We start from the raw sequence: 24,333 nt of genomic DNA on the forward strand, positions 1-24,333 counted from the left end.
CCCGCCTCCGTGTCGAGACCGGTCGCTAATGTACTGATCATGAGCTGGCAGACCGGCCTGACCGGGTTCCTGGCCGGCCTGGTGATCTCGATCGTCACCGCGCCGGTCGGCGTGTCCGGTGCGGTGTTCCTGCTGCCGGTCCAGCTCAGCGTGCTGCACGTGCCGAACCCGGCGGTCACCCCGACGAACCTGCTGTTCAACGTGGTCGCCGGGCCCGGCGCGCTGCTCCGCTACCGCCGCAACGGCCAGCTCACCGGACCGCTGGCCCGGCTGCTGATCACCGGCACCGTGCCCGGCGTCGCACTCGGCGCGGTGATCCGGGTCTTCGCCATCCCCGGCCCCCGGGTGTTCCGTCTCGTCGCCGCCGCGATCCTGTTCCCGCTCGGCGTCTGGCTGTGCCTGCGCGCCCTGCGGCCGGCCGTTTCCGATCGGGCGCCGCTGTCCCGGCGCACGGTCCTCGGGCTGAGTCTCGCCACCGGGACGGTCGGCGGCGTCTACGGCATCGGCGGCGGGTCCATTCTCGGACCGATCCTGGCCGGGCGCGGCACGCCGATGGCCGAGATCGCCCCGGCCGCGCTGGCCTCGACGTTCGTCACCTCGATCGCGGGCGCCGCCACGTATGGCGTGCTGGCCCTGACCACGAGCGGCGACATCGCCCCGCACTGGGTGCTCGGCGTGCTCTGCGGCGCCGGCGGCCTGGTCGGCGGCTATCTTGGCGCCCGGCTGCAGCCCCATCTCCCGGAGACCGCGCTCCGCCTGCTGCTGGGCACGCTCGCCGTCACCCTGGCCCTGGTCTACCTGGCCCAGTCCCTCCCCTGACCCCGTCCTGGCCCGGTCGGCCCGCGGGCCGGCGGTCCCTGGGCGGGATGTTGCCGGGTTCCGGTCCCGCGTTCTGTCCCTGGTCAGGGCCTTTTCCCCTGGGCGCGGCCGGTGACCGATTCGTGACCTGATGAACTTTTCCCGGTGACTCTCGACCTGCTCCCGAACGGTCCCTAATCTCAACCGTTCAGAGAAGGTCCGGGCAACGGAAGGTAAATCGATGACGGCCAGCACGGTCGACGTCAACACGAGCGCCGACGGCACTCTCGTCATCCACCCGCGGGGCATCCTGGACGCCGGGGACGCGGTCGCCCTGCGCCGCACGCTGGTACAGGCCATCCGCCAGACCCGCCCGTTACGCCTGGTCCTCGACCTGGCCGAGGTCCGCGAACTCGACCCGATCAACCTCGGCACCCTGGTCGCGGCGTGCCAGATCGGCGACGACCACCACGTGGCGGTCTTCCTCGACCACTCGTCGATGGCCCTGGCCGACACACTGACCGCCGCGGGCGTCCCCCGCCACCGCCTCCGCCACATCATCTGACCCCGGCCACACGGGTCGGCCCCACGCCGGACCGCGCCACTTCCGACCGCTGTCGCCCCCCGGCAGGCGTCCGCTTCCGATCACCCTTTTCGGTACGCCGGGGAGCACACCGGCGCGGGCCCTGCCGCGGGGCCGGCCCTCGGGGGCGCGGCGGTCGGGCGTTGAACGCAGCGCGTCGTGCTCAGCGTGGAGCGGGTGTGCCCCGCGGTCGTCCGGTGGCAGCGTGTCGCACTTCGCCTTGGCCGCAGGTCACGCGAGGTCAGTGACCGCCCCGGAGCGCTGCGCGGAACCGGGTCCCCGGCTGGCTGTCAGGGGTGTCTCGGATGCTTCGACACACCCCTGGGCGCCAGCCGGATCGGTGCACGGCGGCGTACTCGTGGGGTGCGCATGCGTGGCAGGCGGTTCGCCCCGAGGCGGACCGTGCGCGGCCCGCCGACCAAGGTCAGAGCCGGGGCCGGAAGGTGCAGCGCATTCTCATCGCCAGGAACCATCGCCAAGTGGCCCACCGGCAGTCTCCAACCGGTGGGCGATCAGACTCGGTCAGAAGGGGGGCGCGTCCTCGCCCATCAGCGCCAGCACGACGCCGCCCTTCCCACTCTTCAGGCCCTGGACGACGACCTTGCCGGTGCTGCCGTCGGGCAGCTCCAACGTGAAGGTCTTCCCGATCGGGCTCTTGGGGCCGTTACCGGCGCTGTTGGCGGGCCGGAAATCCCCCGCCCACGGCGGGACACCACCCTTGCGGGCCGGCTCGGCGAAGAGCGCGGCGGTGCCGGGAGTCCGGGTGCCGTCGGAGGAGAGAAGGACTGAGGCGCTGCGGAAGGTAGCCATATACCGCTAGGTTATCCCGAACTACGCTCGTTCGCGCCATGACACCGGCGTCATATCTGAACCGGCACACCGTGCGATCATGATCAGCTCTCGTTCCGGGGTCCGAACCCCTGCCGCGCGGGCCGGGGTGGGTCAGTGGGCTCGCTCGGCTGCCACCAGCTCTCGCACCGCTGGGGCGACGTCCCCCGCGAACTCCTCGATCGCCGCCGGGTCGTCGCTGGCCAGGATGAACGTGCTCACACCGTGTTCCAGAGCGACCCCCGCCAGATCCTCCGCCCACTGCTCGGCCGGGCCGTTCAGGAAGGACTTGCCGAAGCCGCTGAACGTCCCGTTGATGTTGAGCATCCGGCGGATCCGGGCCGGCTCCCGGCCGGCGGCCACCGCACTGTCGTCGATGTGCTGGTTGATCACCGCGTAGTCCGCCGGGCCGCCTTCCAGGTATGACAGCGACGGCAGCACCCCGTCCGCCGCGCGGCCGATCAGGCGCAGCATCCGCGGCTTGTAGGCGCCCACCCAGATGCTCATGTCGTGGGCCGGCGCTGGACCGCGCTTCACGCCGTCGGCCTGGTAGAACTCACCGTTCACCCGCACCGGGCCCGGTTCGGAGGACCAGACCGCGCGGATGATCTCGATGGCCTCGCCCAGCGCGGTGACCGCCTGGCCCGGGGTCAGCCGGCGGGCGCCCATCGCCTCGATGCCGTCCCAGAACGCGCCCGCGCCCAGGCCCAGCTCGATCCGGCCGCCGGTCAGCCGGTCCAGACTCGCGTGGCTGCGGGCCAGCACGGCGGGCTGGCGCAGCGGGAGACTCAGCACGTTGCCGCTGAGGCGGATCCGGGTGGTGCGCGCCGCCGCGTACGAGATGAGGGTCCACGTGTCGTGGAACTTCGGCAGGTACGGGTGGTCCTGGAACGTCGCCAGGTCCAGGCCGGCCCGGTCGGCGACGACGGCCAGCTCGACCGCCTGGTGCACCGGCTGGGCGGTGGGCGTGATGAACGTACCGAAGAGGAGATCCTGGCCGTAGTCGGTCATCGCGCCGCCGCCTTGATGTTGAAGTTGTCGCGAAAGAGGTTGTCCGGGTCGTAGCGGAGTTTCAGCTCGCGCAGCCGGGCCAGGGTGGCCGGCGGGAACGCGTCCGCGACACGTTCCGGGCTCTGATCGGTCTCGAAGCTCAGGTAGAGCCCGTCGAAGTGCTCGGCGAGGCCGGCCCACGCGGCGTCGACCCGCTGCTTCGACGAGCCCATCACGATCACCGAGAAGTTCGCGGAGCGGTGGGCATAAGCGGTCTCATCGGCGGGCACGTCGGCGACCGCGCCACCGACCGTGCGGATCTGGAACCAGTGCACCGCACCGCTGGCGAGCAGCTTCACCACGGCCCGGGCGAAGGCCGGCGTCAGGTGCTCGATCAGGCCGGAGCGCGAGGTCGGCTCACCGACACCCTGGTGATAGCCACCGTCGGCGGCGTTGGAGATCACCCCGGCGTACGGCGTGAGCACCACCTCCTGCTGGTACAGCGGCGCGATCGCGGCGATCGGCTGCACCTGCTCGATGATGGTCTCCGGATCGTCGCTGTCGACGACCGCCATGAGCTGCGCGTACGCCGGCTGCCCCGGACGCGGCGGCCCCATGATCAGCTGGCCGCTGAGGTCACGGGGCGCCGCCTCGATCGCCCGCCCCCACGTGACCAGCAGGTCGGCCGGGTCGTCGGCGGCCACCACGAGCTGGGCGAAACCGACGTCGCCGACCTCGTACGCCTCGAACTCGAACGAGGTGACCGCGCCGAAGTTGGCGCCGGCGCCACGGACCGCCCAGAACAGGTCGGCGTTCTCGGTCGCCGAGGCACGCACCACGCTGCCGTCGGCCAGGACCATCTCGACGGCGTGCAGGTGGTCGATGGTGAGACCGTGTTTGCGGGCCAGCCAGCCGACCCCGCCCGCGGTGGCCAGCCCGCCGACGCCGACACCGCCGTAGTCGCCCGAGCTGAGCGCCCAGCCGTACGGGCGCAGGGCGTGGGCGACGTCCATCCAGCGGGCGCCGGGACCGACTCTGATCAGGCGCCGCGCCTCGTCGAGGATCTCGATGGTGTTCAGCGCGGCCAGGCTGACCACGATGCCGCCGTCGTTGGTGGACCGGCCGCTCACCCCGTGCCCGGCGCTGCGCAGGCCGAACGGCAGCTCCGGGTGCGCGCGGGCGACCGCCAGGGCCTCGACGACTTCCGCAGTGGTGGTGGGCCGCAGCACCAGGCCGGGCGCGCCGCCGCGCATGTAGGTCGAGCGGACCCGCGCGTAGTCCAGGTCACCGGGTTCGACCGCGGTCGCGGCGAGACTCGCCGGGAGCTCGTCGTAGGCGATACCGTCGCGGCGCTTGGACCGTACCGAAGCTGGTCGGAAAACGGACGGCCCGGAGGAGTCCCGCAACGTCTCCCACGCGGTCAGATCCGGGAGCACGGCGGCGCGGAACAGGAAGGTGTCCGCGCCCAGCGCGGAGAGTTCGGCCGCGGAGCGGTCCGGATCGACGATCAGAATCCGGCGGATCTCGTCAGCGTCACGGTCCGCTTCGCTCGCGGCCGCTTCGATGATTTTGTACGCCGTGACCAGCTCATCCGCGCTGACCTGCTCGAGGTCGGCGATCCACCCGTCCGCGGTGCGACCGGCGAGTGCCAGCGACGCGGGATCGGTCCCGGTCAGCCAGATCGGGATCCGGTGAGCGGGCAGCGGACCGCGCTGCGCCTTCGGAACCCGGTGGTGCTCGCCCGGGTAGCGCAGCGGACCGGCCTGGTCGGCGTCCAGCACGCCCCGGACGATATCGGTCACCTCGCCGAGGTGCTCGCCGGTCAGCGCCAGGCTGAGCCGGCCGCCGGAGAGCAGGTCGAGGCTGGCGGCCGCGCGACCGAGAACGGTCGGCTCGCGGTCGGCGGCGTCGAGACCGGTGACGGCGAGCCCGACCCGTTCGGTGTGCCCGGCGATCCAGCTCAGCAGCGTCCACGGGTCCCGCTCATCCGGCGAGACCGCCACCAGGTCGTAGCCCAGTTCCTCGGCCCGGCGCGCCTCGGCCACCGAGGTGACGAGTGCGCCGAATCGCAGCCGATGCTTCATCGCGGCCTCCAGGCCAGCCATGGGTTGATGTGTCAACTCGTTGATACATCAACCGTCGTCTGATCTGCAAACCGGCCGACGTAGGATTCGACGCGTGACCCCCGACGTCTTCACCACCTGGCAGGCGTATCAGCGCATGCGGGTGCTCTTGAACTCCCAGATCAACCGGGAGCTGGGCCGGTCCACCGGGCTGTCGGAGGCCGATTACGACATCCTGTTCTTCCTCGAGCAGTCCGCCGAGACGAGTGTGCGCTCGGTCGCCCTGCGGTGCGGGCTGGCCTGGGAGAAGTCACGCTTGTCACATCAGCTGCGCCGGATGGAGCAGCGCGGCCTGATCGAGAAGGCACCCGGCGCGGTGATCCACCTGACCGACCGGGGCCGGGAGCAGATCGCGGCCGCCCGCGACTGCCACGAGGCGGCCGTCCGGCGGTATTTCGGCGACGTCCTCTCCGCCGAGCAGCTCGCCGCCCTGGCCACCATCTCCGACCAGGTGGTCGCCCGGCTCAGCGAGGATCTCCCGCACCACGTGCACTGACCCGGCTGGCACTCAGGGGTGTCGCGCGCTCGCGGTTTTCGGCTGGCGCGAGCGACCATCCCGGCGTTTTGCTCAAGGGCGGGACGGTTGCGCCGAAGTTCTCCAGTGTGGTGGCGGCGACGGGCCGGGCAAGGAGAACCGACGTGCGAGCAGTCTCAGCGGAACCCGCGACCGGGACGCCGTCGGCGCGGCCGGACGAGGCCGGCCTGGCCGAGATCGAGCGGCTGCTCGACAAGGTTCGCGATCAGCTGGGCGTGGAGGTGGCCTGGGTCTCGACGGTGGGCTCGGACGCGCTGACCGTCTGGGCGGCCACCGGCGCGACCCGGGCGATGAACGTCGAGCTGGGTGACCGGGACCTGATCGGCTCGTTCTGCACCCGGATCCTGGCCGGGACCCTGCCGGACATCGTGCACGACGCCCGCCGCCACCCGGTCACCCGTGACCTCGAGGTGACCCGTGAGCTGCGGATCGGCTCGTACGCCGGCGTGCCGTGGCGCTCGCCGGACGGCCTCACGACCGGCCTGCTGTGCTGCGCCAGTCAGCATCCCGACCCGTCGCTCGACCAGCGGGCGGTGCAGTACCTGACCCTGATCGCCGACCTGCTCGCCGACCACATGGGCGGACCCCTCGCCCTGCAGCGGCACAGCGTCGCGACCGCGCGCCGCGCCGTGCAGGCAGTCCTGGAAGCCCGGGACGTCCGGATGGTGTTCCAGCCGATCGTCCGGCTGCGGAACCGGGCCACCGTCGGTTACGAGGCGCTGGCCCGCTTCGATCCGGGCGCGTTCGCCGGGCCGGACCGGGCGTTCGCCGCGGCCTCGCTCTGCGGGCTCGGCGTGCCGCTGGAGCTCCTCGCCGTCCGGCAGGCCCTGGAACGGCTGCCCGACCTGCCCGGCCACCTCGGGCTCGCGGTCAACCTGTCCGCCGAGGCCCTGCTGGAAGCCGAGGTGCTGGACACGCTGCTCGCCCACGCGAGCCCGCGCCTGACCATCGAGGTCACCGAGCACACCCAGGTCGGCGACTACCCCTCGCTCACCGGCGCGCTCGACTCGCTGCGCCGGGCCGGCATCCGGCTGAGCGTCGACGACGCCGGCGCCGGGTACGCCAGCCTGCAGCACATCCTGCAGCTGCGCCCCGACCTGATCAAACTCGACATCAGCCTGGTCCGCGACGTGGACACCGACGTGGTCAAGGCGGCCCTGGCCCGCAGCCTGAACGACTTCGCCGGCCAGATCGGCGCGAGCCTGATCGCCGAGGGCATCGAGACCGCCGGTGAGCTCGACCGGCTCACCGAGATCGGCATCGAGTACGGCCAGGGCTACCACCTGGCCCGCCCCGGCGAGCTGCCCTGACGACTCGGCTCAGCCGCGACACAGCCGCGCCGTGATAGAACGCGGTGCATGCGCATCATGTTCGTGGCGGTCCCGCTGCAGGGCCATCTCATGCCGCTGATCCCCCTCGCCGCCGCCTGCCGGGACGCCGGGCACGAGGTGATCCTGGCCAGTGGCGGGTTCCCGCCCGACGTGCTCGGCCTGCGCACCGCTGACATCGGTGCCCGGTTCAGCCTGGAGCGCAGCGCGCTGCGGGCGGTGCTGCGGCACCCGCGCCTGGCCCGCGCCGAGATGCGCGGGGGCGCCGGCACCAGCTTCGTCGGCGAGATCTTCGGCCGGGCCAACCTGGCCCTCGTCGCACCGCTGCTGGCGCTGGCCGAGCGGGAACGTCCGGATCTGATCGTGTACGAGCCGCTCAGTGAGGCAGGTGCGATCGTGGCCGGGCGGCTGTCGATCCCGTCGGTGCTGCAGGAGAACACGCTGTGGCCGGCCACCGAGCTGTTCCGGTCGGTGACGACCAGTTCGGTGCTGGCCGGCACGGACATTCCGGCGCCCGAGCTGACCATCGCGGTGTGCCCGCCGAGTCTGCGTGAGCCGGTCGGCGCCGAGCACGTGGTGATGATGCGGGCGGTCCCCTGCTCCGGCGGCGGCGAGCTGCCGGACTGGCTGGGCGCCCCCGGCGACCGGCCCCGGGTGCTGGTCAGCCACAGCACCCTGAACGGGCCGGACACCGGCGACCCGAGCGCCGCCGTGATCACCGCCGCCGACGCGGTGGACGCCGAGTTCGTGCTGGTCCGGGGCAGGACGCGCGGGACGTTGCCGCCGAACGTACGGGTCGTCGGCCGGATCCCGCTCGACCAGGCGCTGCCGCACGCCGCCGGCTTCGTCCACCATGCCGGGGCGGGCAGCGTGCTCGGGGGCCTGGCTGCGGGCGTACCCCAGATGACGACGCCGGGTGCCGGGGACCGCAAGCACAACGCGGACCTGTTGGCGCGCCGTGGCGCGGGTCTTGCCGTGCCGGCCAAGGCGATCACCGCGGCGGACCTGAACCGGCTGCTCACCGACCCCGCGCTGCACGCCGCGACCCGGGAGGTGGCGGCCGAGATCGCCGCCATGCCCGCACCGGAGTCCGTGGTACCCGCGCTGGAGAAGCTGGTCAGCGCCTAGTCGTCCTTGCCCTTCTTGTCCTCGGCGCGCTCCAGGGCCAGGTCGAGGGCGAGCACGCTGCCGATGATCAGCAGCGGGTTGACGCCCTCGGCCACCCGGACCGCGTACGTGTCGCGGATGGTCAGCCAGCGCTTGGAGACCGCGGCGACCTCGTCGCCGCCCTGCTCGATCACGTACTCGTGGTCGAGCAGGTTGCCCTTCATCTCCAGGTCGTCCGGGCCGGGCACGTCGATGGTGAACTTGTCGCGGAACGGGGTGAACAGGTTCTTGCGGACCTCGGCCGCCTTCTCACCGGCGATCCGGATCTCGTACGTCTGGCGCAGCGCCACCAGCTGCCGGTGCACACTCGCGACCTCGTCACCGGCGATGTCCTCGATGACCACCTTGTCCCGGACGCTCAGCACCTTGCCGTCCACGTGGTACAGCTTCGTGCCGTGCTCGTCCAGCACGTCGAAGTCGTCGCCGAACGCGAAGAACCGCTCTCTGATCACATACATACCGTGATTCTTACCCGACCGGCTTATGTCAACACATTGACGTAACGGCGGTACCCCGGTTTCATCGACGTTCAAGATCGAGATCGAGGCCCGGACCAGGGCGGGAAGGTGGCGGCGTTGACCACCATCCTCTACCCTGCCGCCAAGATCGCACGCAGCGCACCGTCGGCACACGGCCGCAGTAACGGAGACTTTCAATGAGCACCATCATCGACCGGGACGTCGCCATCGTCGGCGCCGGACCGGCCGGACTCATGGCCGCACGCACGCTGCGGGCAGCGGGCCGCACCGTCGCCGTCCTGGAGGCCCGCGACCGCGTCGGCGGCCGTACCTGGAGCGACGTCATCGACGGCGCGTTCCTGGAGATCGGCGGCCAGTGGGTCTCCCCCGACCAGGACGTGCTGCGCGACCTGCTCGACGAGCTGGGCCTGGAGACGTACCCGCGGCACCGCGACGGCGACTCGGTCTACCTCACCCCGGACGGCACCCGGATCCGCTACGACGGGTCGGTCTTCCCGGCCGGCGAGAAGACGATCAGCGAGATCGAGCGGCTCACCGGCATCCTCGACGGCCTGGTCGCCGAGATCGGCGCGGACCGGCCGTGGGCGCACCCGCTCGCACGCGAGCTGGACACCGTCTCGTTCCACAGCTGGCTGCGGCAGCAGTCCGGCGACGAGGAGGCCTGCAACGCGGTCGGCCTGTTCATCGCGGGCGGCATGCTGACCAAGCCCGCGCACAGCTTCTCCACCCTGCAGGCGGTGCTGATGGCCGCGTCCGCCGGGTCGTTCTCGCACCTCACCGACGAGGACTACATCCTCGACCGGCGCGTCGTCGGGGGCATGCAGGAGGTGTCACTCCGGATCGCTGCCTCGCTCGGCGAGGACGTTCATCTCGGTGCTCCCGTTCGTACGATCACAACCGGACCGGACGGCGTGACGGTCGTCGCCGACGGGATCACCGTGCGGGCCCACCACGTCGTGGTGGCCGTGCCGCCGCCGCTCTACACCCGGATCAGCTTCGACCCGCCGCTGCCCCGCCGCCAGCACCAGATGCACCAGCACCTGTCGATGGGCCTGGTGATCAAGGTGCACGCCGTCTACGACACGCCGTTCTGGCGCGCCGACGGCCTGTCCGGCACCGGCTTCGGCTCGGGCTCGCTGGTGCAGGAGGTCTACGACAACACCAACCACGGCGACAGCCGCGGCACCCTGGTCGGCTTCATCTCCGACGAGAAGGCCGACCAGCTCTTCGCCCTGGACACCGCGGAGCGCCGCCGCCGGATCCTGGAGTCGATCGCGGTCTTCCTCGGCGACCAGGCCCTCGCACCGGTCGTCTACTACGAGTCGGACTGGGGCAGCGAGGAGTGGACCCGCGGCGCCTACGGTGCCAGCTTCGACCTGGGCGGCCTGTCGCGTTACGGCAGCGACGTGCGCACCCCGGTCGGCCCGATCCACTGGGCATGCTCGGACATCGCCGGAGCGGGCTTCCAGCATGTGGACGGTGCGCTGCGGATGGGCCGCGCGGCCGCCGAGGCCATCATCAACCCCATGTGATACGAATACCGGGCGCTCGCCCGCAGGCTACGAGCCACGTCCCGCCCGTGAGGCCACCGCGACACCGCGGTGGCTCACGGCCGCGGCCGCGCGTCGCGGCCGAGCCCGCTCAGCGGCGCACCGGGTAGCGCAGGTGAAGCACCCGGTTGCCCTGGATCACCACGTCCGGGTCCGCCAGCAGGTGCTGCGCGTCGACCGACCCGAAGTAGCGCTTACCGGACCCGAACACCACGGGGACGACGTCCATCCGCACCTCGTCGACCAGGCCCGCGGCCAGCACCTGGCCACCGACGTCGCCGGCGGCGACCTCGACCAGACGGTCACCCGCGAGCTTCTGCGCCGTGGCCACGGCCGCCTCGACGCCGTCGACGAAGTGGAACGGCGCCGCGGGGTCCCAGCCCTCGGGGGCCGGCCGGTGCGACACGACGACCACGTGGTCGATCCCGCTCGGCGGCTCCCCGCCCCAGCCGTCCGTCAGGTCGAAGACGCGCCGGCCGACGACCGTCACCCCGATCTGGTCCCAGTACGGCCGGATGTAGTCGTAGGACGTCTGCGACACCGTCAGCATGCCGCTCCCGTCGAGCGGGACGTCACCGCCGGTCAACCAGTCGAACAGCGGCCCGGGCTGGTCATTCTCGTCCGCGACGAAGCCGTTCACCGATACCGAGCCGTACATGACCACCTTGCCCACGGGGCTCTCCTCTGCTCTCGGGACACGTACTCCATGGCCCCAGCATCACCCGTGGGTCAGGAACCGACCAGGTCCTTGATGCTGACCGTGGCCGCGCCGCGGGCCCACTGCTCGAACGGCAGCGCGCGGATCGACAGCGGGCAGTCGGCCGCCGCGCCGAACGCCTGCCGCTGGAAGCTGGCGCGGATGTGCGGCTCGAACAGGTCATACGCCGACAGGCCCTCGCCGGAGACCACGATCCGGGCCGGGCCGACCAGGTTGGCGACCGCGGCGATGCCCGCGCCGATCGCCGTCCCGGCGCGGGCGAACACCGCGCCCACCGTGGCGTCGCCGGAGCGGGCCAGCGCCACCGCGTCCTCGAACGTCAGCTCCGGGCGGCCGGTGCCCTCCCGGGCCTGGCGCACGATCGCATCCGCCCCCGCGACCGCCTCGACGCAGCCGCGACTGCCGCAGTGGCACTCCGGGCCGTCGATGTCGAAGCCGATGTGGCCGATCTCCCCGGCCACGCCGTGCGACCCGGACACCAGCCGGCCGTTGACGATCAGGCCGCAGCCGATGCCGGCACCGACGGTGACCAGGGCGAACGAGTCGACGCCCACCCCCTCGCCGAACCACTGCTCGGCGGTGGTCAGCGCCTTCACGTCGTTCTCGACCGAGGTCGTCAGTCCGGTGATCTTCCCGGCGCGTTCCCCCAGCGGCACGTCGCGCCACCGCAGGAACGGTGAGTAACGCACCTGGGCGGTGGAGTGGTCGACGTCCCCGGAGATCGCCACGCCGAGCCGGCGGGTCCGCGAACGGTAGTCGCCGGGGCCGTCCAGCAGGTCGTCGACCAGCTCGCCGAGCTCGGTGAGCACGTGGTCGACGTCGGTGGCGGCCAGTCGCCGGTGCGCCGACGCCCGGACCCCGGCGCGCAGGTCGCAGACCACGCCGATCAGCTCGTCGCGGGTGATCTTCACGCCGACGAAGAACTCGCGGTCGGCGCGGATCGCCAGGGGGCTGGCCGGGCGGCCGGCGCCGGGGCCGGTGCGCTCGGTGGCGGCCAGCTCCTCCAGGTAACCCATCTCGATGAGCGGGCGGGCCGCCTTGGTGACGGCGGCCGAGGACAGGTCGAGCCGGCGGGCGAGCGCGACGCGACTGATCGGGCCCTCGGTCAGCACCGCGGTGAACACGGACGTGACCGCGGGCGCCACGGCCTCGCCGTAGGGAAACATGGCGAAAATCTACCCTTAATAATTTCCTTCGTCAAGTATTGATTTAGCCGCGACGGCGGTCCTACGCTCGCCGCACTCATCGGCCGAAGCCTTCCGACGATCACCTCGAGGATCCAGATGCCCGACCTGCAGTTCCAGCCGGACCAGCGCCTGTGGCTGCTGCACACCCCGTCGACGTCGTACGCCATCCGGCTCGACGAGAACGACGTCGTGCAGCACGTGCACTGGGGGGCGAGACTGTCCCCGGCGCAGGCCCGGGAGCTGGCCGAGCGCCGGCCCGCGGCGGGCAGCAGCTTCGACGACGCGGGCGGGGTGCCGGAGCTGGCCGCCGAGGGTGGTGCGCGGTTCGGACCGGCCGGGCTGCAGGTGCGGTTCGCCGACGGGAGCCGCGGCGTCGAGTGGCGCTACGCCGGGCACGACACCGACCAGGGGCACCTTCGCATCCACCTGCATGACCGGCATTATCCGCTGCGCGTCACCCTGCACTACCGGGTTCATCAGGACAGCGACGTGATCGAGCGCTGGACCAGCGTCGAGAACCGCGACGACCAGCTCCCGATCACCGTGTCGCGCTGCGACAGCGCGGCCTGGACGCTGCCGCACCGCGACGGCTACCGGATGAGTCACCTGGTCGGCGGCTGGAACAGCGAGTTCCAGCTGCGCCGCGGCGAGGTGCCGGCCGCCGAGACGGTCTTCACCAGCCGGCGCGGGATGACCAGCCACCAGGCCAACCCGTGGCTGGCGCTGGACGACGGCACCGCCGGCGAGGACCGCGGCGAGGTGTGGAGCACCGCGCTGGCCTGGAGCGGCAGCTGGCGGATCACCCTGCACCGCGACCCGGTCGGCCGGGTCGCGTGGACCGGCGGGCACGGGCACGAGGGACTCACCTGGTCCCTGGAACCCGGCGAGACGCTGCAGACCCCGGTGTACGCCGGCCTGTTCACCGCCGGCGGGTTCGGCGCCGCCAGCCGGGCCTGGCACGCGTACGTCAGCGGGCACGTGCTCGCGCACCCCGGCGAGCTGCGCCCGGTGCTCTACAACTCGTGGGAGGCGACCGGGTTCGCCGTCGACGAGGCCGGGCAGACCGCGCTGGCCGCCCGCGCCGCCCGGCTCGGTGTCGAGCTGTTCGTGGTCGACGACGGCTGGTTCGGCGAGCGGGTCAGCGACCACGCGGGGCTCGGCGACTGGACGCCGAACCCGGAGCGCTTCCCGCACGGGCTGCGGCCGCTCGCCGCCGAGGTGCACCGGCTCGGCATGCTCTTCGGCCTGTGGGTGGAGCCCGAGATGGTCAACCCCGACAGTGACCTCTACCGGTCACATCCCGACTGGGTGCTGCACATGCCGCACCGTGGTCGTACGCAGATGCGCCAGCAACTCGTACTCAATCTGGCTCGGACCGACGTCGCGGCCTGGACCCACGCCTGGCTGGACCGGCTGGTCGAGGAGCACAACATCGACTTCCTCAAGTGGGACGCGAACCGGCCGTTCACCGAGGCGGGCTGGCCCGGGCACGCCGACCCGGACCGGGTGTGGCTCGAGCACACCCGCGCCGTCTACCAGATCATGGACCGGCTGCGCGCCGACCATCCGCGGCTGCGCATCGAGGCCTGCTCCGGCGGCGGCGGGCGCGCCGACCTGGGCATCCTGGCCCGCACCGACCAGGTGTGGACGTCGGACAACACCGACCCGGTCGACCGGATCGGCATCCAGCACGGTTTCAGCCAGCTGTTCCCCGCGCAGGTGATGGGCGCGTGGGTGACCGACAACCCGAACGTCGCGACCGGCCGGCGGACGCCGATGCGCTTCCGGTTCCACGTCGCGATGGCCGGCGCGCTCGGGATCGGCGGCGACCTCGCCACCTGGAGCGAGGACGAGCTGAAGGACGCGGCCGAGCTGATCGCCACGTACAAGCGGATCCGGCCGGTGGTGCAGCACGGGACCGCGTACCGGCTGGCCGGCGACGGCACGCTCAGCGCGGTCGGCTACGCGCACGAGGACCAGTTCGTGGTGCTCGCCTGGTGCCCGTCGCGGCCGTTCGGCCACCAGCCCGCGCCGCTGCGGCTGACCGCTCTCGACCCCGACGCGCACTACCGCGAGCAGGACACCGGCACCGTGCACTCCGGTGCCGTGCTGCGGCACGCCGGACTCCCGCTCACCCTGCCCCGCGGGGACCACGCCAGCGTGCTGGTCCACCTCACCCGCATCGCCGCGAAAGGCTGACCCCGATGGCCATGTTCGACCTCCCGCTCGCCGCCCTGCACGACTACCGCCCGGCGCTCGACGAACCCGCCGACTTCGACGCGTTCTGGGCCCGCACGCTGACCGAGGCCCGCGAGCACGACCTGGCGGCGAGCCTCACACCATACGACGCGCTGCTGCCCGGCGTGCAGGTCTTCGACGTGCGGTTCCGCGGTTACGGCGGCCAGCCGGTCGCCGCGTGGCTGATTCTGCCCACGGTGCGCAGCGGGCCGGTGCCGTGCGTCGTGCAGTTCATCGGGTACGGCGGCGGGCGCGGCCGCCCGCACGAGTGGCTGCTGTGGCCGGCCGCCGGATACGCCGTGCTGGTGATGGACTCGCGCGGGCAGGGTGACGGCGACACCCCCGACCTGGCCGGCGACACCACACCGCACCACTCGGGGCTGATGACCCGCGGCGTCCTCGACCCCGAGCTGTACTACTACCGGCGGCTGTTCACCGACGCGGTGCGCGCCGTGGACCTGGCGGCCACGCTGGACGACGTTGATGCCGACCGGATCGTGGTGGCCGGGGCGAGCCAGGGTGGCGGCATCGCGCAGGCCGTCGCGGGGCTGCATCGCCGGGTCCGGGCGGCGCTGATCGACGTGCCGTTCCTGACCTGGTTCCGGCGGGCCACCGAGATCACCGACTCGTATCCGTACCAGGAGATCTCGGTTTTCCTCGCGACCAACCGTGACCGGATCGCGGACGTCTTCGCGACGCTGGGTTACTTCGACGGCGTGCACCTGGCCGCGCGAGGCACGGCGCCGGCGTTGTACTCGGTCGGCCTGATGGACGACGTGTGCCCGCCGTCGACGGTGTTCGCCGCCTACAACCACTACGCGGGACCCAAGACGATCCAGGTCTGGCCCTACAACCGGCACGAGGGCGGCGGCAGCCAGCAAGCCCCGGTGCAGCTCCCCTGGCTCCGCGACCAGCTCACCTGAAAAGGATCACGCCATGTCTTCCAGCGTTCTGTACTACGACCGGCCGGCGGAACGCTGGTTCGAGGCGTTGCCGATCGGCAACGGCCGGCTCGGCGGCATGGTCCACGGCGGGATCGGCACCGAGATCATCCGGCTCTCCGAGTCGACCGCGTGGTCCGGCGCACCCACCGACGGTGACGTGAGCCCGACCGCGCTGCGTGAACTCCCGGCCATCCGCCGGCTGCTCTTCGACGGAAAGTTCGCCGAGGCCCAGCAGCTGGCCACCGAGCACCTGCCCGGCCGGCCGACCAACTTCGGCACCAACGTCCCCCTCCCCCGGCTGCGCCTGGACTTCGCCGAGCACGCGGCCGGTGACTACCGGCGTTCCCTCGACCTCGACACCGGCCTCGCCACGATCAAAATCGGCCATTTTGTACGGGAGATCTTCGCCTCGCACCCGCACGGCGTGATCGCCATGCGGCTGAGCTCGAGCCGACCGGCCGCCATCAGCTTCTCCGCAACGCTCGACGACACCGTGCTGCCGGGCGCGACCACGACCACCGAGGACGGCCTCGCGTTCAGCGGCCGGGCGGTGGAATCGCTGCACAGCAACGGACGCGACGGCGTCGCCGTGGAGATCCGCGCCCGGTTCCAGCTCGACGGCGGCACGCTGTCCCGTGACGGCGACACGATCACGGTCACCGGCGCGGACGCGGTCGTGGTGCTGATCGCCGTCGGCACCGACTGGGCGGGTTCCGCGCAGCCGGTGTTCCCCGTGGCCGGCTACGACGTGCTGCGCTCCGCGCACATCGCGGACCATCAGCGGCTGATGCGGCGGGTGTCGATCGACCTCGGTGAGCCGGTCGCGCTGCCCACCGACGTACGCCGGAACCGCCTCGCCCAGGGTCACCGCGACGACGACCTGATCGCTTTGTACTTCCAGTACGGCCGCTACCTGACCATCGCCGGCTCCCGCGAGGACTCGCCGCTGCCGCTGGCGTTGCAGGGCGTGTGGAACGACGGGTTCGCCAGCAGCATGGGCTGGAGCAACGACTTCCACCTCGACATCAACACCCAGCAGAACTACTGGGCCACCGAGTCGACGAACCTCGCCGAGTGCCACGCCCCGCTGATCCGATTCGTCCAGCGCCTCGCCTCCGCCGGTCGTCGCACCGCGCGAGAAATGTACGACGCGGACGGCTGGGTCGCGCACACCGTCACCAACGCCTGGGGCTACACCGCACCCGGCAGCGGCATCGGCTGGGGTATGAACGTCACCGGCGGGGCCTGGATCGCCCTGCAGCTGTGGGAGCACTACGAGTACCAGCCGGACGAGGACTACCTGCGCGACGAGGCGTACCCGGTCCTGCGCGACGCCGCCCTGTTCCTGCTGTCATATCTGGTGCCCGAGCCGGCCCGCGGACGGCTGGTGCCCGGACCCGCCGAGTCACCGGAGAACTGGTACCTGGCGCCGGACGGCACGCCGTGCTCGGTCGCGATGGGCGCCACCTCCGACCGGGTCCTGACCGAGGCGATCCTGCGGATCTGCGCGCAGGCCGCCACCATCCTCGGCGTCGACGCCGACCTGCGCGACCGGGTCTCGGCGGCTCGTGAGCGGCTCTCCGAGTTCCGGATCGGACGGCACGGCCAGCTGCAGGAGTGGCTGGACGACTTCGACGAGGCGGACCCGGCCCACCGGCACACCGCCCACCTGGTCGCGGTCTTCCCGGAACGGCAGATCAGCCCGCGCCGTACCCCGGAGCTGGCCCGCGCCGCCGCGGTCACCCTGGAACGCCGCCAGCAGGCGCCCGGCTGGGAGCAGACCGAGTGGGTGGAGGCCAACTTCGCCGCCTTCCACGCCCGCCTGCTCGACGGCGACCAGGCCCTGGTGCACGTCACCCGGCTGATCGCCGACACCAGCGAGGCGAACCTGCTCAGCTACTCGGCCGGCGGGATCGCCGGCGCCCCGCAGAACATCTACTCGTTCGACGGCAACGCGGGCGGGACCGGCGCGATCGCCGAGATGCTGCTGCAGTCCGACGGGGAGGAGATCGAGCTGCTCCCGGCGCTGCCGTCGATGTGGCTTTCGGGGGCGGTGAGCGGGCTGCGCGCCCGCGGCGGCTTCACCGTCGACCTGAGCTGGCAGGACGGCGAGCTGTCGGCAGCCCGGATCCGCTCCGGCACGGCCACGACCACCCGCATCCGCTACCGCGACACCACCACCGAGCTCACCTGCGACCCAGCCCAGGAGCTCACCGTCGAACGGCACCACTTCAAGTAGGCGTGTGCTGCACCCCGAGGTTCTCCTCAAGCAATGACGGTGCTCATGTCGAAGTTCTGGAGCTGCTGCCCTCGGATCTCGGCCAGCCGGGTGGCGTCGACGGTGAACCCTAAGCGCTCGAACGCGGGTCTCGCGGTCAGGCTGGCGTGCACATGCAGCCGCGGGAGGCCGGCGGCGGTCGCCTCCCGCAGGATCCGGGTGACCAGCGCACGAGCCACCCCGCGGCCGCCGACCCGCGGGTGGACGAACAGCATGTCCAGCAGGCCGTCGTCGGTGAAGTCGCTGAAGCCCACGACCGCCCCGTCCAGGCAGGCGACGTAGGTGTGCGCCGCCGAACGACGCCTGTGCCACGCGGCCTCATCGACGGTGGGCGGCGACCACGCCTCGACCTGCTCGCGGGTGTAGTCGCGGCTGGCCGTGCCGTGGACGGCGGCGTGGAAGACCTGCCACGTACCGTCGGCGTCAGTGGCCTCGTAGGGGCGGATCACCATGTCGTCGGTCATGATCACATTCTGGAGATGCCTTGAGCGCGGTCGCGACAGCCCTGGTCCTGGCGCTCGCCCTGGCCGGGTGCAGCGTCTACCGCACCTCCGCCGGCCTGGTCGGCTTCCGGCCCGGCCCGGGCACCGACGAGATCACCGTGAGCTACGTGCAGCGCCCGGTGGAGCTGCAGCAGTAGAGAGCTGTCAGCGGAGGGAGCGCCGTAAGGCTGTGACCTGGCGCGCCAGGTTTCGAGGTCCCGTCGCGGCTGCGGCCGGACGACGGCGGGTTCTACGGTGGTGTGTTCGGCGCAGCTCACATCGTACAAATCCTTGGTTTTGGTTTGTCTTCGGACGCCAGCCGGCGCAGCTTCGAGGCGAGGGCCAACGCCGACGGGCATGGTCTCCACTCGCACAACGTGTCAGACCTCTGAGCACGCCCAGCCGCGCAGCGTCGCGGGCACGGCTGAAGCGAACGTGCGGTCGGCGGTGGCGCTGTCGAGTGCCCCGGCCAGTTCCAACGTCACAAGCCCGTGCAACGCGACCCAAAGCGACAGCGCGATGTCCGCCGGGTCGCCGGCGAGGACCGACGCCGCCCGCCCCCGGTTGATCGCGTCGAGAAGCAGGCCGATCGGGTCACCCGTTCCGGCCGTCCCCGACGGGTCGAACGACTGGAGGCCGCCGAACAGGACCGCGTACAGGTGCGGGTGCCCGAGGGCCCACCGCCGGTATCCCTCCGCCAGCGCGGAGACGTCGGCGAGCGGATCACTGCTGGCCGGAACCACGGACAAGAACGCGAACAACCCACTGACCGCCCTGGTGCGCACCTCGCCGATCAACGCGTCCTTACTGCCGAACAACGTGTAGACCGCCGCGGTCGCGGTCCCGGCGGCCGCGGCGAGGGCGCGGATGCTGAGCGACTCGCGGGGCCGGGTCGCCAGCATCTCGGTCGCGGTCTGCACCAGCCGGTCCTTCACCGCGTCGTCGTTGGTTCTCGGTCTACCCACGATGTCCAGCCTAAAGCCCTGCTTGTCACGCCTGGGCCGACGGGCGGCGCAGTTTTGATACAGTGTTTTGAAACGGCGTTCGGAAACTGATCGGAAGGGATGTCGATGGGAAGAAACCTGTTAACCGCCACCGGGTCGATCCTCGGGTTCCTCACCCTGATCGTCGCTACCGACGGGGCCGGTTGTGGACTCGTCGCCTGGCTGGCGACCTTCCTGACGGCAACCGCCGCCACGCTCCGTTTCAGCCGCGGCCGCAGGCGAGGCCGGCTGGCGGCGGTCGCGGCGGCCGCCGCGCTGACCGTCACAGTGTGCATCCCCACCGTCCCCACCGAGCGGCGCTACCCCGCTGACCTGCCGTTCGTCGTCACACAGCACTGGCGCCTCGCCACCGGAAGCCGGGTCGCGGTCTACCACTACCCGCCCGACGCCGGCGCCCCGCACCGCGCGACGCCCCTGGTCTATCTCCACGGCGGCCCGATCCGCGGCATCGCGCTGCTCGACCACACGTTCCTGCGACAGCTCGCCGGCCAGGGCTACGACGTTTATGCGTACGAGCAGGCCGGCGGCGGACGCAGCGACCTGCTGCCCATGCCGCAGTACACCATCGACCGGCTGACCACCGACCTCGGCGCGTTCATCGACCACCTGGGCCGGGGGCCGGTCGACGTGCTCGGGTTCTCCTCCGGCGCGATCGTGCTCACCCGCGCCCTGGCCGACCCCGCCGGCGCCGCCCGCGTGCACCGCGCGATCATCGCCGAGCCCGGCCCGATGGACGGCCCCACCAGCCGGATCGGCGGGCATGCGGGCCAGCCGTCCGCCCGCGATTCCGCCGCGGCCCCGCCGGGCGCCCGGTCCACGTACCTGCCCCGCTACGGCGTGGCCTTTGGCCTCATGCGCCTCGGCCTGCTCGGGCTCGACAACGGCCTGATCGGCCAGGCCGAAGGAGTCAACGCGTTCACCGCCGCCGACCTCGGCGGCGACACCGCGTCCGCCTACTGCGCCCACGACGCGCTCCGCATCCCCGTCGAGGACAGCCCGCAGAACTTCTCCTTCAACGCCGCCGCCAGCCTGCGCGTGCAGCAGACGCTCATCGACTCACCCTCGATCGCCCCGCAGCTGGGCCTGTCCCGTACCCCCGCAATGTTGATGATCGCGGAATGTTCCGCGCAGGTCCGTCAGTGGCAGACCGCGGTGCTGGCGGCGGATCCCGCCATCCGACGCACCCAGTACCTGCCCGGGGTCGGTCACCACATGTGGAACGGCCTCGACGACAACAACCAGCGCGCCGCCGCCGTCATCACCGCGTTCCTCGCCGACCAGCCCGCCCCGCTGCCCGACTATCCGGCTCGCGCCGACATCCCCGCCTTCCTGCACGGGCACCGCTGACTGTTGCATGACGTGCTGTTCGGGCCCGATTTCGCGCACGGATAGCATCCCGGCATGACTTTCCCGGCCAACACTCTCGAGTCGGTGCTCGCCGACACCCGCGCCGGGACGGCGACCGGTGAGCAGTTGCTGCACGCCCTGCGCGAGAACGACCTCTGGGTGCCGCTGCCCGCCGGAGCACAGCCCGGCGGCGACGCCACCCTGCCGATCATGACCCTGCCGGACGGGCCGTACGTGGCGGTGTTCACCTCCGCCGAGCAGTTCGGGCTGGCCGCGTCCGGGGAGGCGCACATGGTGCTGCCCGGCCGGGAACTGGCCGCCCTGCTGTCACCCGAGCTCGGCCTGGCGGTCAACCCCGGCGGCGCGATCGGCCTGCCCATCCGGGCGTCCGGCGTCGACGAGATCCGCGGCGGGGAGAGGCGGGTCGCCGCCGGTTCCCGGATGCGACTCGGCCTGCCCGTGGAGGAGCCGCACGAGCTGCTCGCCGCTCTGGCCGGCGCGTTCGCTGCGCTGCCCGCCGTGCTGGAGGCCAGGCTGGCGCTCGGCAAGGTCGGCGACCAGCCCCCGGCGCTGCTGATCGGGGTGCTGCTGCGCGCCGAGGGGGACATGGATCAGGTCTTCGCCGCGGTACGGGAGGTGACCGCCCGCGTCACCTCGCCGTTCCCGGTCGACACGGTGGTGCTCCGCCCGGCCGGCGACCCGTTGACCGACTGGCTGACGGCGAACACCGAGCCGTTCTTTCCGGCCGGCTGACAGCGTACGAAAAAAGCCGGATCATGCGGATGTGAACCACATGGTCGGGCTTGCCGTGTCAGCGGCACTCCTCGCGGGAGCCGTTGTCGCCTGCGCGGCCGAGGACGACAGCTCCGAGATCTGCTCGAAGCGCGACGTCCAGCTCGCCAAGCAGCTGAACGACCTGCCGATTCTGGACGCGCGTCCCGCGTCTGCCACTCCCACGAAGAGCGGCAGCGGTTGTGACGCTTCGAACGGTCAGGCCTATGCGACCCGCAGTTATCGCAGTCCGCTTGCTCGCACCGAGATCGTCGCCTTCTACGAGGCCGCGCTGGTGCAGGACGGATGGCAGGCGAGACCCAACTCCGCGGTTCCGCCGGGGACGACGAGAGCGGCCACCGGCATCAACTGCTACTTCACGAAAGTGGACGGCCAGTTCGTCCACTTCGCTATTCCCTCGTCCGGCTCAGAATCCGCCAACTACATCCTGGAGGTGAACGGCCAGGGCCAGGACGGCTGGGCCAGCAGTTGCACTCCCGAATAGAGGAAACGCGGAGTCACCGTCAGTCCCGGCTGCTGGAGCGATCGTGGCTCAGCGCGCTCACCAGCCAGACGAGTCGCGTAGGTGGCCGCTACGATCCGGCCGTGGATATCGGCGGCGTGGTCGCGGCGGCGGAGGAACTGTTGGCGCGACCGTTTCTGGACGGATCGGCGGACTCCAGCGACTGGCTCGAGGGCGCGGCGCAGAGCGGGTCGCGGGCCCATTTCGTGCCGATCGCGGTCTTCGCGAGCCTTCACGAAACGCCCGCCGACCATGACGGGACGGCGTGGCGGCTGCTGGACGAGGAGTACCAGAGCTTCGAGCAGTTTCGGCGCGACGTCGTCGTGGCGTTGACGGCGAGATGGCGGCCGCCGGAGCCGCACTCGTTCCATGCCGATTACGAGCGCGTGGTGGCCGGTGACGAGGGTATTTCCAGTCTCGAATACGACCTCGCGATGTTCACCAGTGGCGAGACGTTTCCGGCTTGGCGGCACGAGGGGCGCATCATCGCGCTGCTCCTCGGCCAGATGGACAAGGAGTTCCCCTTGGTCCTGACCGTCGCCGCCATCGAGGTGGCTACTCGACTTCTGAACCACGATCTCCGCCAGCCGATCTCCTACTCCAACCTCGCGATTCGCGACGAGTTGGTGGAGGAACCTCCGCACGAGACCAACCAGCTGCTGATTTCCGGCAAGGACGCGGTAGCCGTGTCGAACGGCCGCGAGCTGCTGATGTACTGCGGGTCAGTGCGGACGGCGCTGGTGAATGTCGCGGTGTGGAACGCAGACCCCGGCCCCCGATCCGCGAATCAGGATTTCCGGCACACCGAAGTCCTCCGGTTGGAATGCCCATCCGCGCGCCTCTACCTCGAATCCGCTCCAGATCCCTCCCGAAGCCTGCCCGAGCCCCTGCCCGAGGGAGCCGGCACCTATTCGGTACGAGTAGCGCGCCGACGCCAGCCTCCAGACCGCGCAGAGTTCCCCGCACACCCGACCGACGAGCCTCACACCGAAGAATTCACCATCGACCTGTGGCGCACCGGCGACCTGCCACCGGAATGGCTCGACCTGCTGGACGATGACGGACTCCAGCGGTGAGCTGGTCCTTGTTCGTGATCCCCCTGCACCAGGCGGCCCACGGCGGCGTCATGGAATGGGCGGCAGCAGCCACTCCTTCACGAGGATTCCCCAGCGCGCTGCCCGCCCCCGTGCCTCTGCCCACCGTCGCCGGCATCCTGGTCGCCCTGGACCGCGCCGGCTGCCACGGGGATCCCTGGTTCCAGATCAGGGATGCCGATGCGGCTCCGCCGTTGCTGCGATGCCCGGATCCGGCCTTCTGCGCCCGCAACCGTGGGCGCGACCTCGGTGAGGTGAGTCTGCACGGCGCTGAGCAGGCCGGCCTCGGGCTGCCGCTCAGCTCCGACACCAGAGTGGAGACGGTGTCGTTGCGCAAACCGAGCAGGGCAGGCACCCTCGCCGCAGCGTGCGCCATAGCGTCGGCAGCAGGACCGCAACTCATCTTCGACGACTCCGGCGACCAGGCCTTCATCGTCTGGCCCGGCGAATCTGAAGCTGACCTCGCCCAAGACTGGCCGTGGTAGTCACAAGGCCGAAGCACACTCACACGCCGATGAGAGTACGTGCGGGACTGTTAAGACTTATCCGGCGCTCAACTCCCGCTCGGCCCTGCCGGTCATGCAGACCACCGCGTCGAACGCCCGGACCGATCGCGCGTTGAGCCGGTCCGCCGCCCGCATCCCCAGCGATCGCCCCGAGGCTTTCCGGGTCTGGCTTCCACGTCCCGTGGCGACTGCCACAATCTGAAATCGTGGATGACCAGACGTCGTTCGAGCCAGCCGCGACGGCGGGCCGGCACGTGGTTGAAGCGCTCGGGGCGCTGCAAGCGTGGTTGCTCGCGGAGGATGCATACGGGCGCGGCGGGTTGAACGAGTTGGGCGTCTCGGCGTCCATGACGCGGCGACTGCGGGCCTGGAACGAAATGTTTGGGCGGTACGGGTCTCGCGACGAGGACTGGGCGAGCGGCGGGTGGGCCGATGAGGGCGTGGCCCCGGCACACGAACTGCAACGGGAACTACCGGACGTGGAGGTCGCTACTTCCACGCTGACGACGATCGACCACTGCGAGAAATGTGAGGCACCATCACGGGCCCGACGACACCGGCGGCTAGCGCCGCGCCCGGCCCCGGCGCGGTGGACGCCATGCCGCGACTGTCCGGACACCAGCTGGCCCGGTGCCCGACTGCCGGGTCTGCTCGGTCGCGGTCCGCGCGGTCCACGGCGCGGCGAAGACCGCCGTGGACGGCCCTTGCGGTATCCGCGTTCGATCTTCCGCTGCTGAGGTGTACGTCCCGTTCGGCGAGCTGCGTTCAACCTCTGCTGAGCTGTAAACGCCGCTCGCCGGGCTGCCTCTTGGTTCTCACGTTGAGCTGCACACGCTGCTGCCCGCGCCCGCAACCGCGAT

The 24,333-nt window shown here is 71.3% G+C and carries 23 protein-coding genes; 15 read left to right on the top strand and 8 right to left on the bottom strand.

The window, feature by feature from the left end:
• Positions 1 to 39: 39 nt before the first annotated feature.
• Together Apa02nite_RS46795 and Apa02nite_RS46800 are read left to right on the top strand one after the other, a co-directional pair.
• Entirely contained in the window at positions 40 to 819 is a 780-nt protein-coding gene (locus Apa02nite_RS46795; protein ID WP_203830908.1) for a sulfite exporter TauE/SafE family protein, read from the top strand.
• A gap of 220 nt (positions 820 to 1,039) precedes the next feature.
• On the top strand, positions 1,040 to 1,363 hold the full coding sequence (locus Apa02nite_RS46800; RefSeq protein ID WP_203830909.1) for an STAS domain-containing protein: 324 nt from the start codon (positions 1,040 to 1,042) through the stop codon (positions 1,361 to 1,363).
• A gap of 540 nt (positions 1,364 to 1,903) precedes the next feature.
• Here the strand turns inward: Apa02nite_RS46800 and Apa02nite_RS46805 are convergent.
• The 3 genes from Apa02nite_RS46805 to Apa02nite_RS46815 all read right to left on the bottom strand — a co-directional run bounded on the left by Apa02nite_RS46805 (position 1,904) and on the right by Apa02nite_RS46815 (position 5,304).
• A complete protein-coding gene (locus tag Apa02nite_RS46805; RefSeq protein ID WP_067705915.1) occupies positions 1,904 to 2,191 on the bottom strand; it encodes a hypothetical protein in 288 nt (95 codons plus the stop codon).
• A 132-nt stretch (positions 2,192 to 2,323) separates the two neighbouring features.
• Complete coding sequence (locus Apa02nite_RS46810; RefSeq protein WP_203830910.1) at positions 2,324 to 3,220, bottom strand: LLM class flavin-dependent oxidoreductase; 897 nt, start codon at positions 3,218 to 3,220, stop codon at positions 2,324 to 2,326.
• On the bottom strand, positions 3,217 to 5,304 hold the full coding sequence (locus Apa02nite_RS46815; RefSeq protein ID WP_239165062.1) for an LLM class flavin-dependent oxidoreductase: 2,088 nt from the start codon (positions 5,302 to 5,304) through the stop codon (positions 3,217 to 3,219). The genes Apa02nite_RS46810 and Apa02nite_RS46815 overlap by 4 nt, the downstream gene beginning before the upstream one ends.
• A gap of 73 nt (positions 5,305 to 5,377) precedes the next feature.
• On the opposite strand from Apa02nite_RS46815, the gene Apa02nite_RS46820 reads away from it, so the two are divergent.
• The 3 genes from Apa02nite_RS46820 (at position 5,378) to Apa02nite_RS46830 (ending at position 8,313) form a co-directional block, all read left to right on the top strand.
• Positions 5,378 to 5,818: a MarR family winged helix-turn-helix transcriptional regulator gene (locus Apa02nite_RS46820; protein WP_083972534.1), complete on the top strand. Its 441-nt coding sequence runs from the start codon at positions 5,378 to 5,380 to the stop codon at positions 5,816 to 5,818.
• 143 nt (positions 5,819 to 5,961) lie between these two features.
• A complete protein-coding gene (locus Apa02nite_RS51720; RefSeq protein ID WP_239165063.1) occupies positions 5,962 to 7,167 on the top strand; it encodes a sensor domain-containing phosphodiesterase in 1,206 nt (401 codons plus the stop codon).
• Positions 7,168 to 7,215: 48 nt separating this feature from the next.
• Positions 7,216 to 8,313, top strand: coding sequence for a glycosyltransferase (locus Apa02nite_RS46830; RefSeq protein WP_203830911.1), 1,098 nt, complete (start codon positions 7,216 to 7,218; stop codon positions 8,311 to 8,313).
• Here the strand turns inward: Apa02nite_RS46830 and Apa02nite_RS46835 are convergent.
• Positions 8,310 to 8,810, bottom strand: coding sequence for an LURP-one-related/scramblase family protein (locus tag Apa02nite_RS46835; protein ID WP_203830912.1), 501 nt, complete (start codon positions 8,808 to 8,810; stop codon positions 8,310 to 8,312). The two genes, Apa02nite_RS46830 and Apa02nite_RS46835, sit on opposite strands and share 4 nt — an antisense overlap.
• Positions 8,811 to 9,007: 197 nt before the next feature.
• Here Apa02nite_RS46835 and Apa02nite_RS46840 point away from each other — a divergent pair, with 197 nt between their 5' ends.
• Positions 9,008 to 10,363, top strand: a complete 1,356-nt coding sequence (locus Apa02nite_RS46840) for a flavin monoamine oxidase family protein (protein WP_203830913.1) — start codon at positions 9,008 to 9,010, stop codon at positions 10,361 to 10,363.
• A 109-nt stretch (positions 10,364 to 10,472) separates the two neighbouring features.
• Here the strand turns inward: Apa02nite_RS46840 and Apa02nite_RS46845 are convergent, their stop codons facing one another.
• Together Apa02nite_RS46845 and Apa02nite_RS46850 are read right to left on the bottom strand one after the other, a co-directional pair.
• Positions 10,473 to 11,054 (bottom strand): dihydrofolate reductase family protein, encoded by a 582-nt coding sequence (locus tag Apa02nite_RS46845; protein ID WP_203830914.1) that lies wholly within the window; start codon positions 11,052 to 11,054, stop codon positions 10,473 to 10,475.
• A gap of 56 nt (positions 11,055 to 11,110) precedes the next feature.
• Positions 11,111 to 12,265 carry an ROK family transcriptional regulator gene (locus Apa02nite_RS46850; protein ID WP_203830915.1) on the bottom strand — a complete coding sequence of 385 codons (1,155 nt, stop codon included), beginning with the start codon at positions 12,263 to 12,265 and terminating at the stop codon, positions 11,111 to 11,113.
• Between the two features lie 117 nt (positions 12,266 to 12,382).
• Between Apa02nite_RS46850 and Apa02nite_RS46855 the strand changes: the two genes are divergently transcribed.
• The 3 genes from Apa02nite_RS46855 to Apa02nite_RS46865 are packed head-to-tail and all read left to right on the top strand — an operon-like array spanning position 12,383 to position 17,707.
• Positions 12,383 to 14,485: an alpha-galactosidase gene (locus Apa02nite_RS46855; RefSeq protein ID WP_203830916.1), complete on the top strand. Its 2,103-nt coding sequence runs from the start codon at positions 12,383 to 12,385 to the stop codon at positions 14,483 to 14,485.
• Between the two features lie 5 nt (positions 14,486 to 14,490).
• Positions 14,491 to 15,447, top strand: a complete 957-nt coding sequence (locus Apa02nite_RS46860) for an acetylxylan esterase (protein ID WP_203830917.1) — start codon at positions 14,491 to 14,493, stop codon at positions 15,445 to 15,447.
• A 13-nt stretch (positions 15,448 to 15,460) separates the two neighbouring features.
• Positions 15,461 to 17,707 (top strand): glycoside hydrolase family 95 protein, encoded by a 2,247-nt coding sequence (locus tag Apa02nite_RS46865; RefSeq protein WP_203830918.1) that lies wholly within the window; start codon positions 15,461 to 15,463, stop codon positions 17,705 to 17,707.
• Between the two features lie 26 nt (positions 17,708 to 17,733).
• On the opposite strand, the gene Apa02nite_RS46870 is transcribed toward Apa02nite_RS46865, so the two are convergent.
• Positions 17,734 to 18,210, bottom strand: a complete 477-nt coding sequence (locus tag Apa02nite_RS46870; RefSeq protein WP_203830919.1) for a GNAT family N-acetyltransferase — start codon at positions 18,208 to 18,210, stop codon at positions 17,734 to 17,736.
• A 20-nt stretch (positions 18,211 to 18,230) separates the two neighbouring features.
• On the opposite strand from Apa02nite_RS46870, the gene Apa02nite_RS46875 reads away from it, so the two are divergent.
• The gene (locus Apa02nite_RS46875; RefSeq protein WP_203830920.1) at positions 18,231 to 18,386 is read left to right on the top strand and encodes a hypothetical protein; all 156 of its coding nucleotides are present in this window, start codon (positions 18,231 to 18,233) and stop codon (positions 18,384 to 18,386) included.
• Positions 18,387 to 18,608: 222 nt separating this feature from the next.
• Here the strand turns inward: Apa02nite_RS46875 and Apa02nite_RS46880 are convergent, their stop codons facing one another.
• Positions 18,609 to 19,193 (bottom strand): TetR/AcrR family transcriptional regulator, encoded by a 585-nt coding sequence (locus tag Apa02nite_RS46880; protein WP_203830921.1) that lies wholly within the window; start codon positions 19,191 to 19,193, stop codon positions 18,609 to 18,611.
• 105 nt (positions 19,194 to 19,298) lie between these two features.
• Between Apa02nite_RS46880 and Apa02nite_RS46885 the strand changes: the two genes are divergently transcribed.
• The 5 genes from Apa02nite_RS46885 to Apa02nite_RS46905 all read left to right on the top strand — a co-directional run bounded on the left by Apa02nite_RS46885 (position 19,299) and on the right by Apa02nite_RS46905 (position 23,452).
• A complete protein-coding gene (locus Apa02nite_RS46885) occupies positions 19,299 to 20,579 on the top strand; it encodes an alpha/beta fold hydrolase (RefSeq protein WP_203830922.1) in 1,281 nt (426 codons plus the stop codon).
• Between the two features lie 54 nt (positions 20,580 to 20,633).
• Entirely contained in the window at positions 20,634 to 21,332 is a 699-nt protein-coding gene (locus Apa02nite_RS46890; RefSeq protein ID WP_203830923.1) for an enhanced serine sensitivity protein SseB C-terminal domain-containing protein, read from the top strand.
• A 31-nt stretch (positions 21,333 to 21,363) separates the two neighbouring features.
• Positions 21,364 to 21,855, top strand: a complete 492-nt coding sequence (locus Apa02nite_RS46895) for a hypothetical protein (protein WP_203830924.1) — start codon at positions 21,364 to 21,366, stop codon at positions 21,853 to 21,855.
• Between the two features lie 101 nt (positions 21,856 to 21,956).
• Positions 21,957 to 22,949, top strand: coding sequence for a hypothetical protein (locus Apa02nite_RS46900; RefSeq protein ID WP_203830925.1), 993 nt, complete (start codon positions 21,957 to 21,959; stop codon positions 22,947 to 22,949).
• Positions 22,946 to 23,452, top strand: coding sequence for a hypothetical protein (locus tag Apa02nite_RS46905; protein WP_203830926.1), 507 nt, complete (start codon positions 22,946 to 22,948; stop codon positions 23,450 to 23,452). The genes Apa02nite_RS46900 and Apa02nite_RS46905 overlap by 4 nt, the downstream gene beginning before the upstream one ends.
• Positions 23,453 to 24,333: the final 881 nt, after the last annotated feature.

Source organism: Actinoplanes palleronii, assembly GCF_016862315.1.
Lineage (GTDB): Bacteria > Actinomycetota > Actinomycetes > Mycobacteriales > Micromonosporaceae > Actinoplanes > Actinoplanes palleronii.

What these genes read in the sequence shown, in the direction of transcription:
- Apa02nite_RS46795 (WP_203830908.1), top strand. Translation starts at nt 40, where the DNA reads ATGAGCTGGCAGACCGGCCTGACCGGGTTCCTGGCCGGCCTGGTGATC.
- Apa02nite_RS46835 (WP_203830912.1), bottom strand. Translation starts at nt 8,810, where the DNA reads ATGTATGTGATCAGAGAGCGGTTCTTCGCGTTCGGCGACGACTTCGAC.
- Apa02nite_RS46850 (WP_203830915.1), bottom strand. Translation starts at nt 12,265, where the DNA reads ATGTTTCCCTACGGCGAGGCCGTGGCGCCCGCGGTCACGTCCGTGTTC.
- Apa02nite_RS46800 (WP_203830909.1), top strand. Translation starts at nt 1,040, where the DNA reads ATGACGGCCAGCACGGTCGACGTCAACACGAGCGCCGACGGCACTCTC.
- Apa02nite_RS46815 (WP_239165062.1), bottom strand. Translation starts at nt 5,304, where the DNA reads ATGGCTGGCCTGGAGGCCGCGATGAAGCATCGGCTGCGATTCGGCGCA.
- Apa02nite_RS46860 (WP_203830917.1), top strand. Translation starts at nt 14,491, where the DNA reads ATGGCCATGTTCGACCTCCCGCTCGCCGCCCTGCACGACTACCGCCCG.
- Apa02nite_RS46855 (WP_203830916.1), top strand. Translation starts at nt 12,383, where the DNA reads ATGCCCGACCTGCAGTTCCAGCCGGACCAGCGCCTGTGGCTGCTGCAC.
- Apa02nite_RS46865 (WP_203830918.1), top strand. Translation starts at nt 15,461, where the DNA reads ATGTCTTCCAGCGTTCTGTACTACGACCGGCCGGCGGAACGCTGGTTC.
- Apa02nite_RS46885 (WP_203830922.1), top strand. Translation starts at nt 19,299, where the DNA reads ATGGGAAGAAACCTGTTAACCGCCACCGGGTCGATCCTCGGGTTCCTC.
- Apa02nite_RS46810 (WP_203830910.1), bottom strand. Translation starts at nt 3,220, where the DNA reads ATGACCGACTACGGCCAGGATCTCCTCTTCGGTACGTTCATCACGCCC.
- Apa02nite_RS46890 (WP_203830923.1), top strand. Translation starts at nt 20,634, where the DNA reads ATGACTTTCCCGGCCAACACTCTCGAGTCGGTGCTCGCCGACACCCGC.
- Apa02nite_RS46870 (WP_203830919.1), bottom strand. Translation starts at nt 18,210, where the DNA reads ATGACCGACGACATGGTGATCCGCCCCTACGAGGCCACTGACGCCGAC.
- Apa02nite_RS46840 (WP_203830913.1), top strand. Translation starts at nt 9,008, where the DNA reads ATGAGCACCATCATCGACCGGGACGTCGCCATCGTCGGCGCCGGACCG.
- Apa02nite_RS46805 (WP_067705915.1), bottom strand. Translation starts at nt 2,191, where the DNA reads ATGGCTACCTTCCGCAGCGCCTCAGTCCTTCTCTCCTCCGACGGCACC.
- Apa02nite_RS46830 (WP_203830911.1), top strand. Translation starts at nt 7,216, where the DNA reads ATGCGCATCATGTTCGTGGCGGTCCCGCTGCAGGGCCATCTCATGCCG.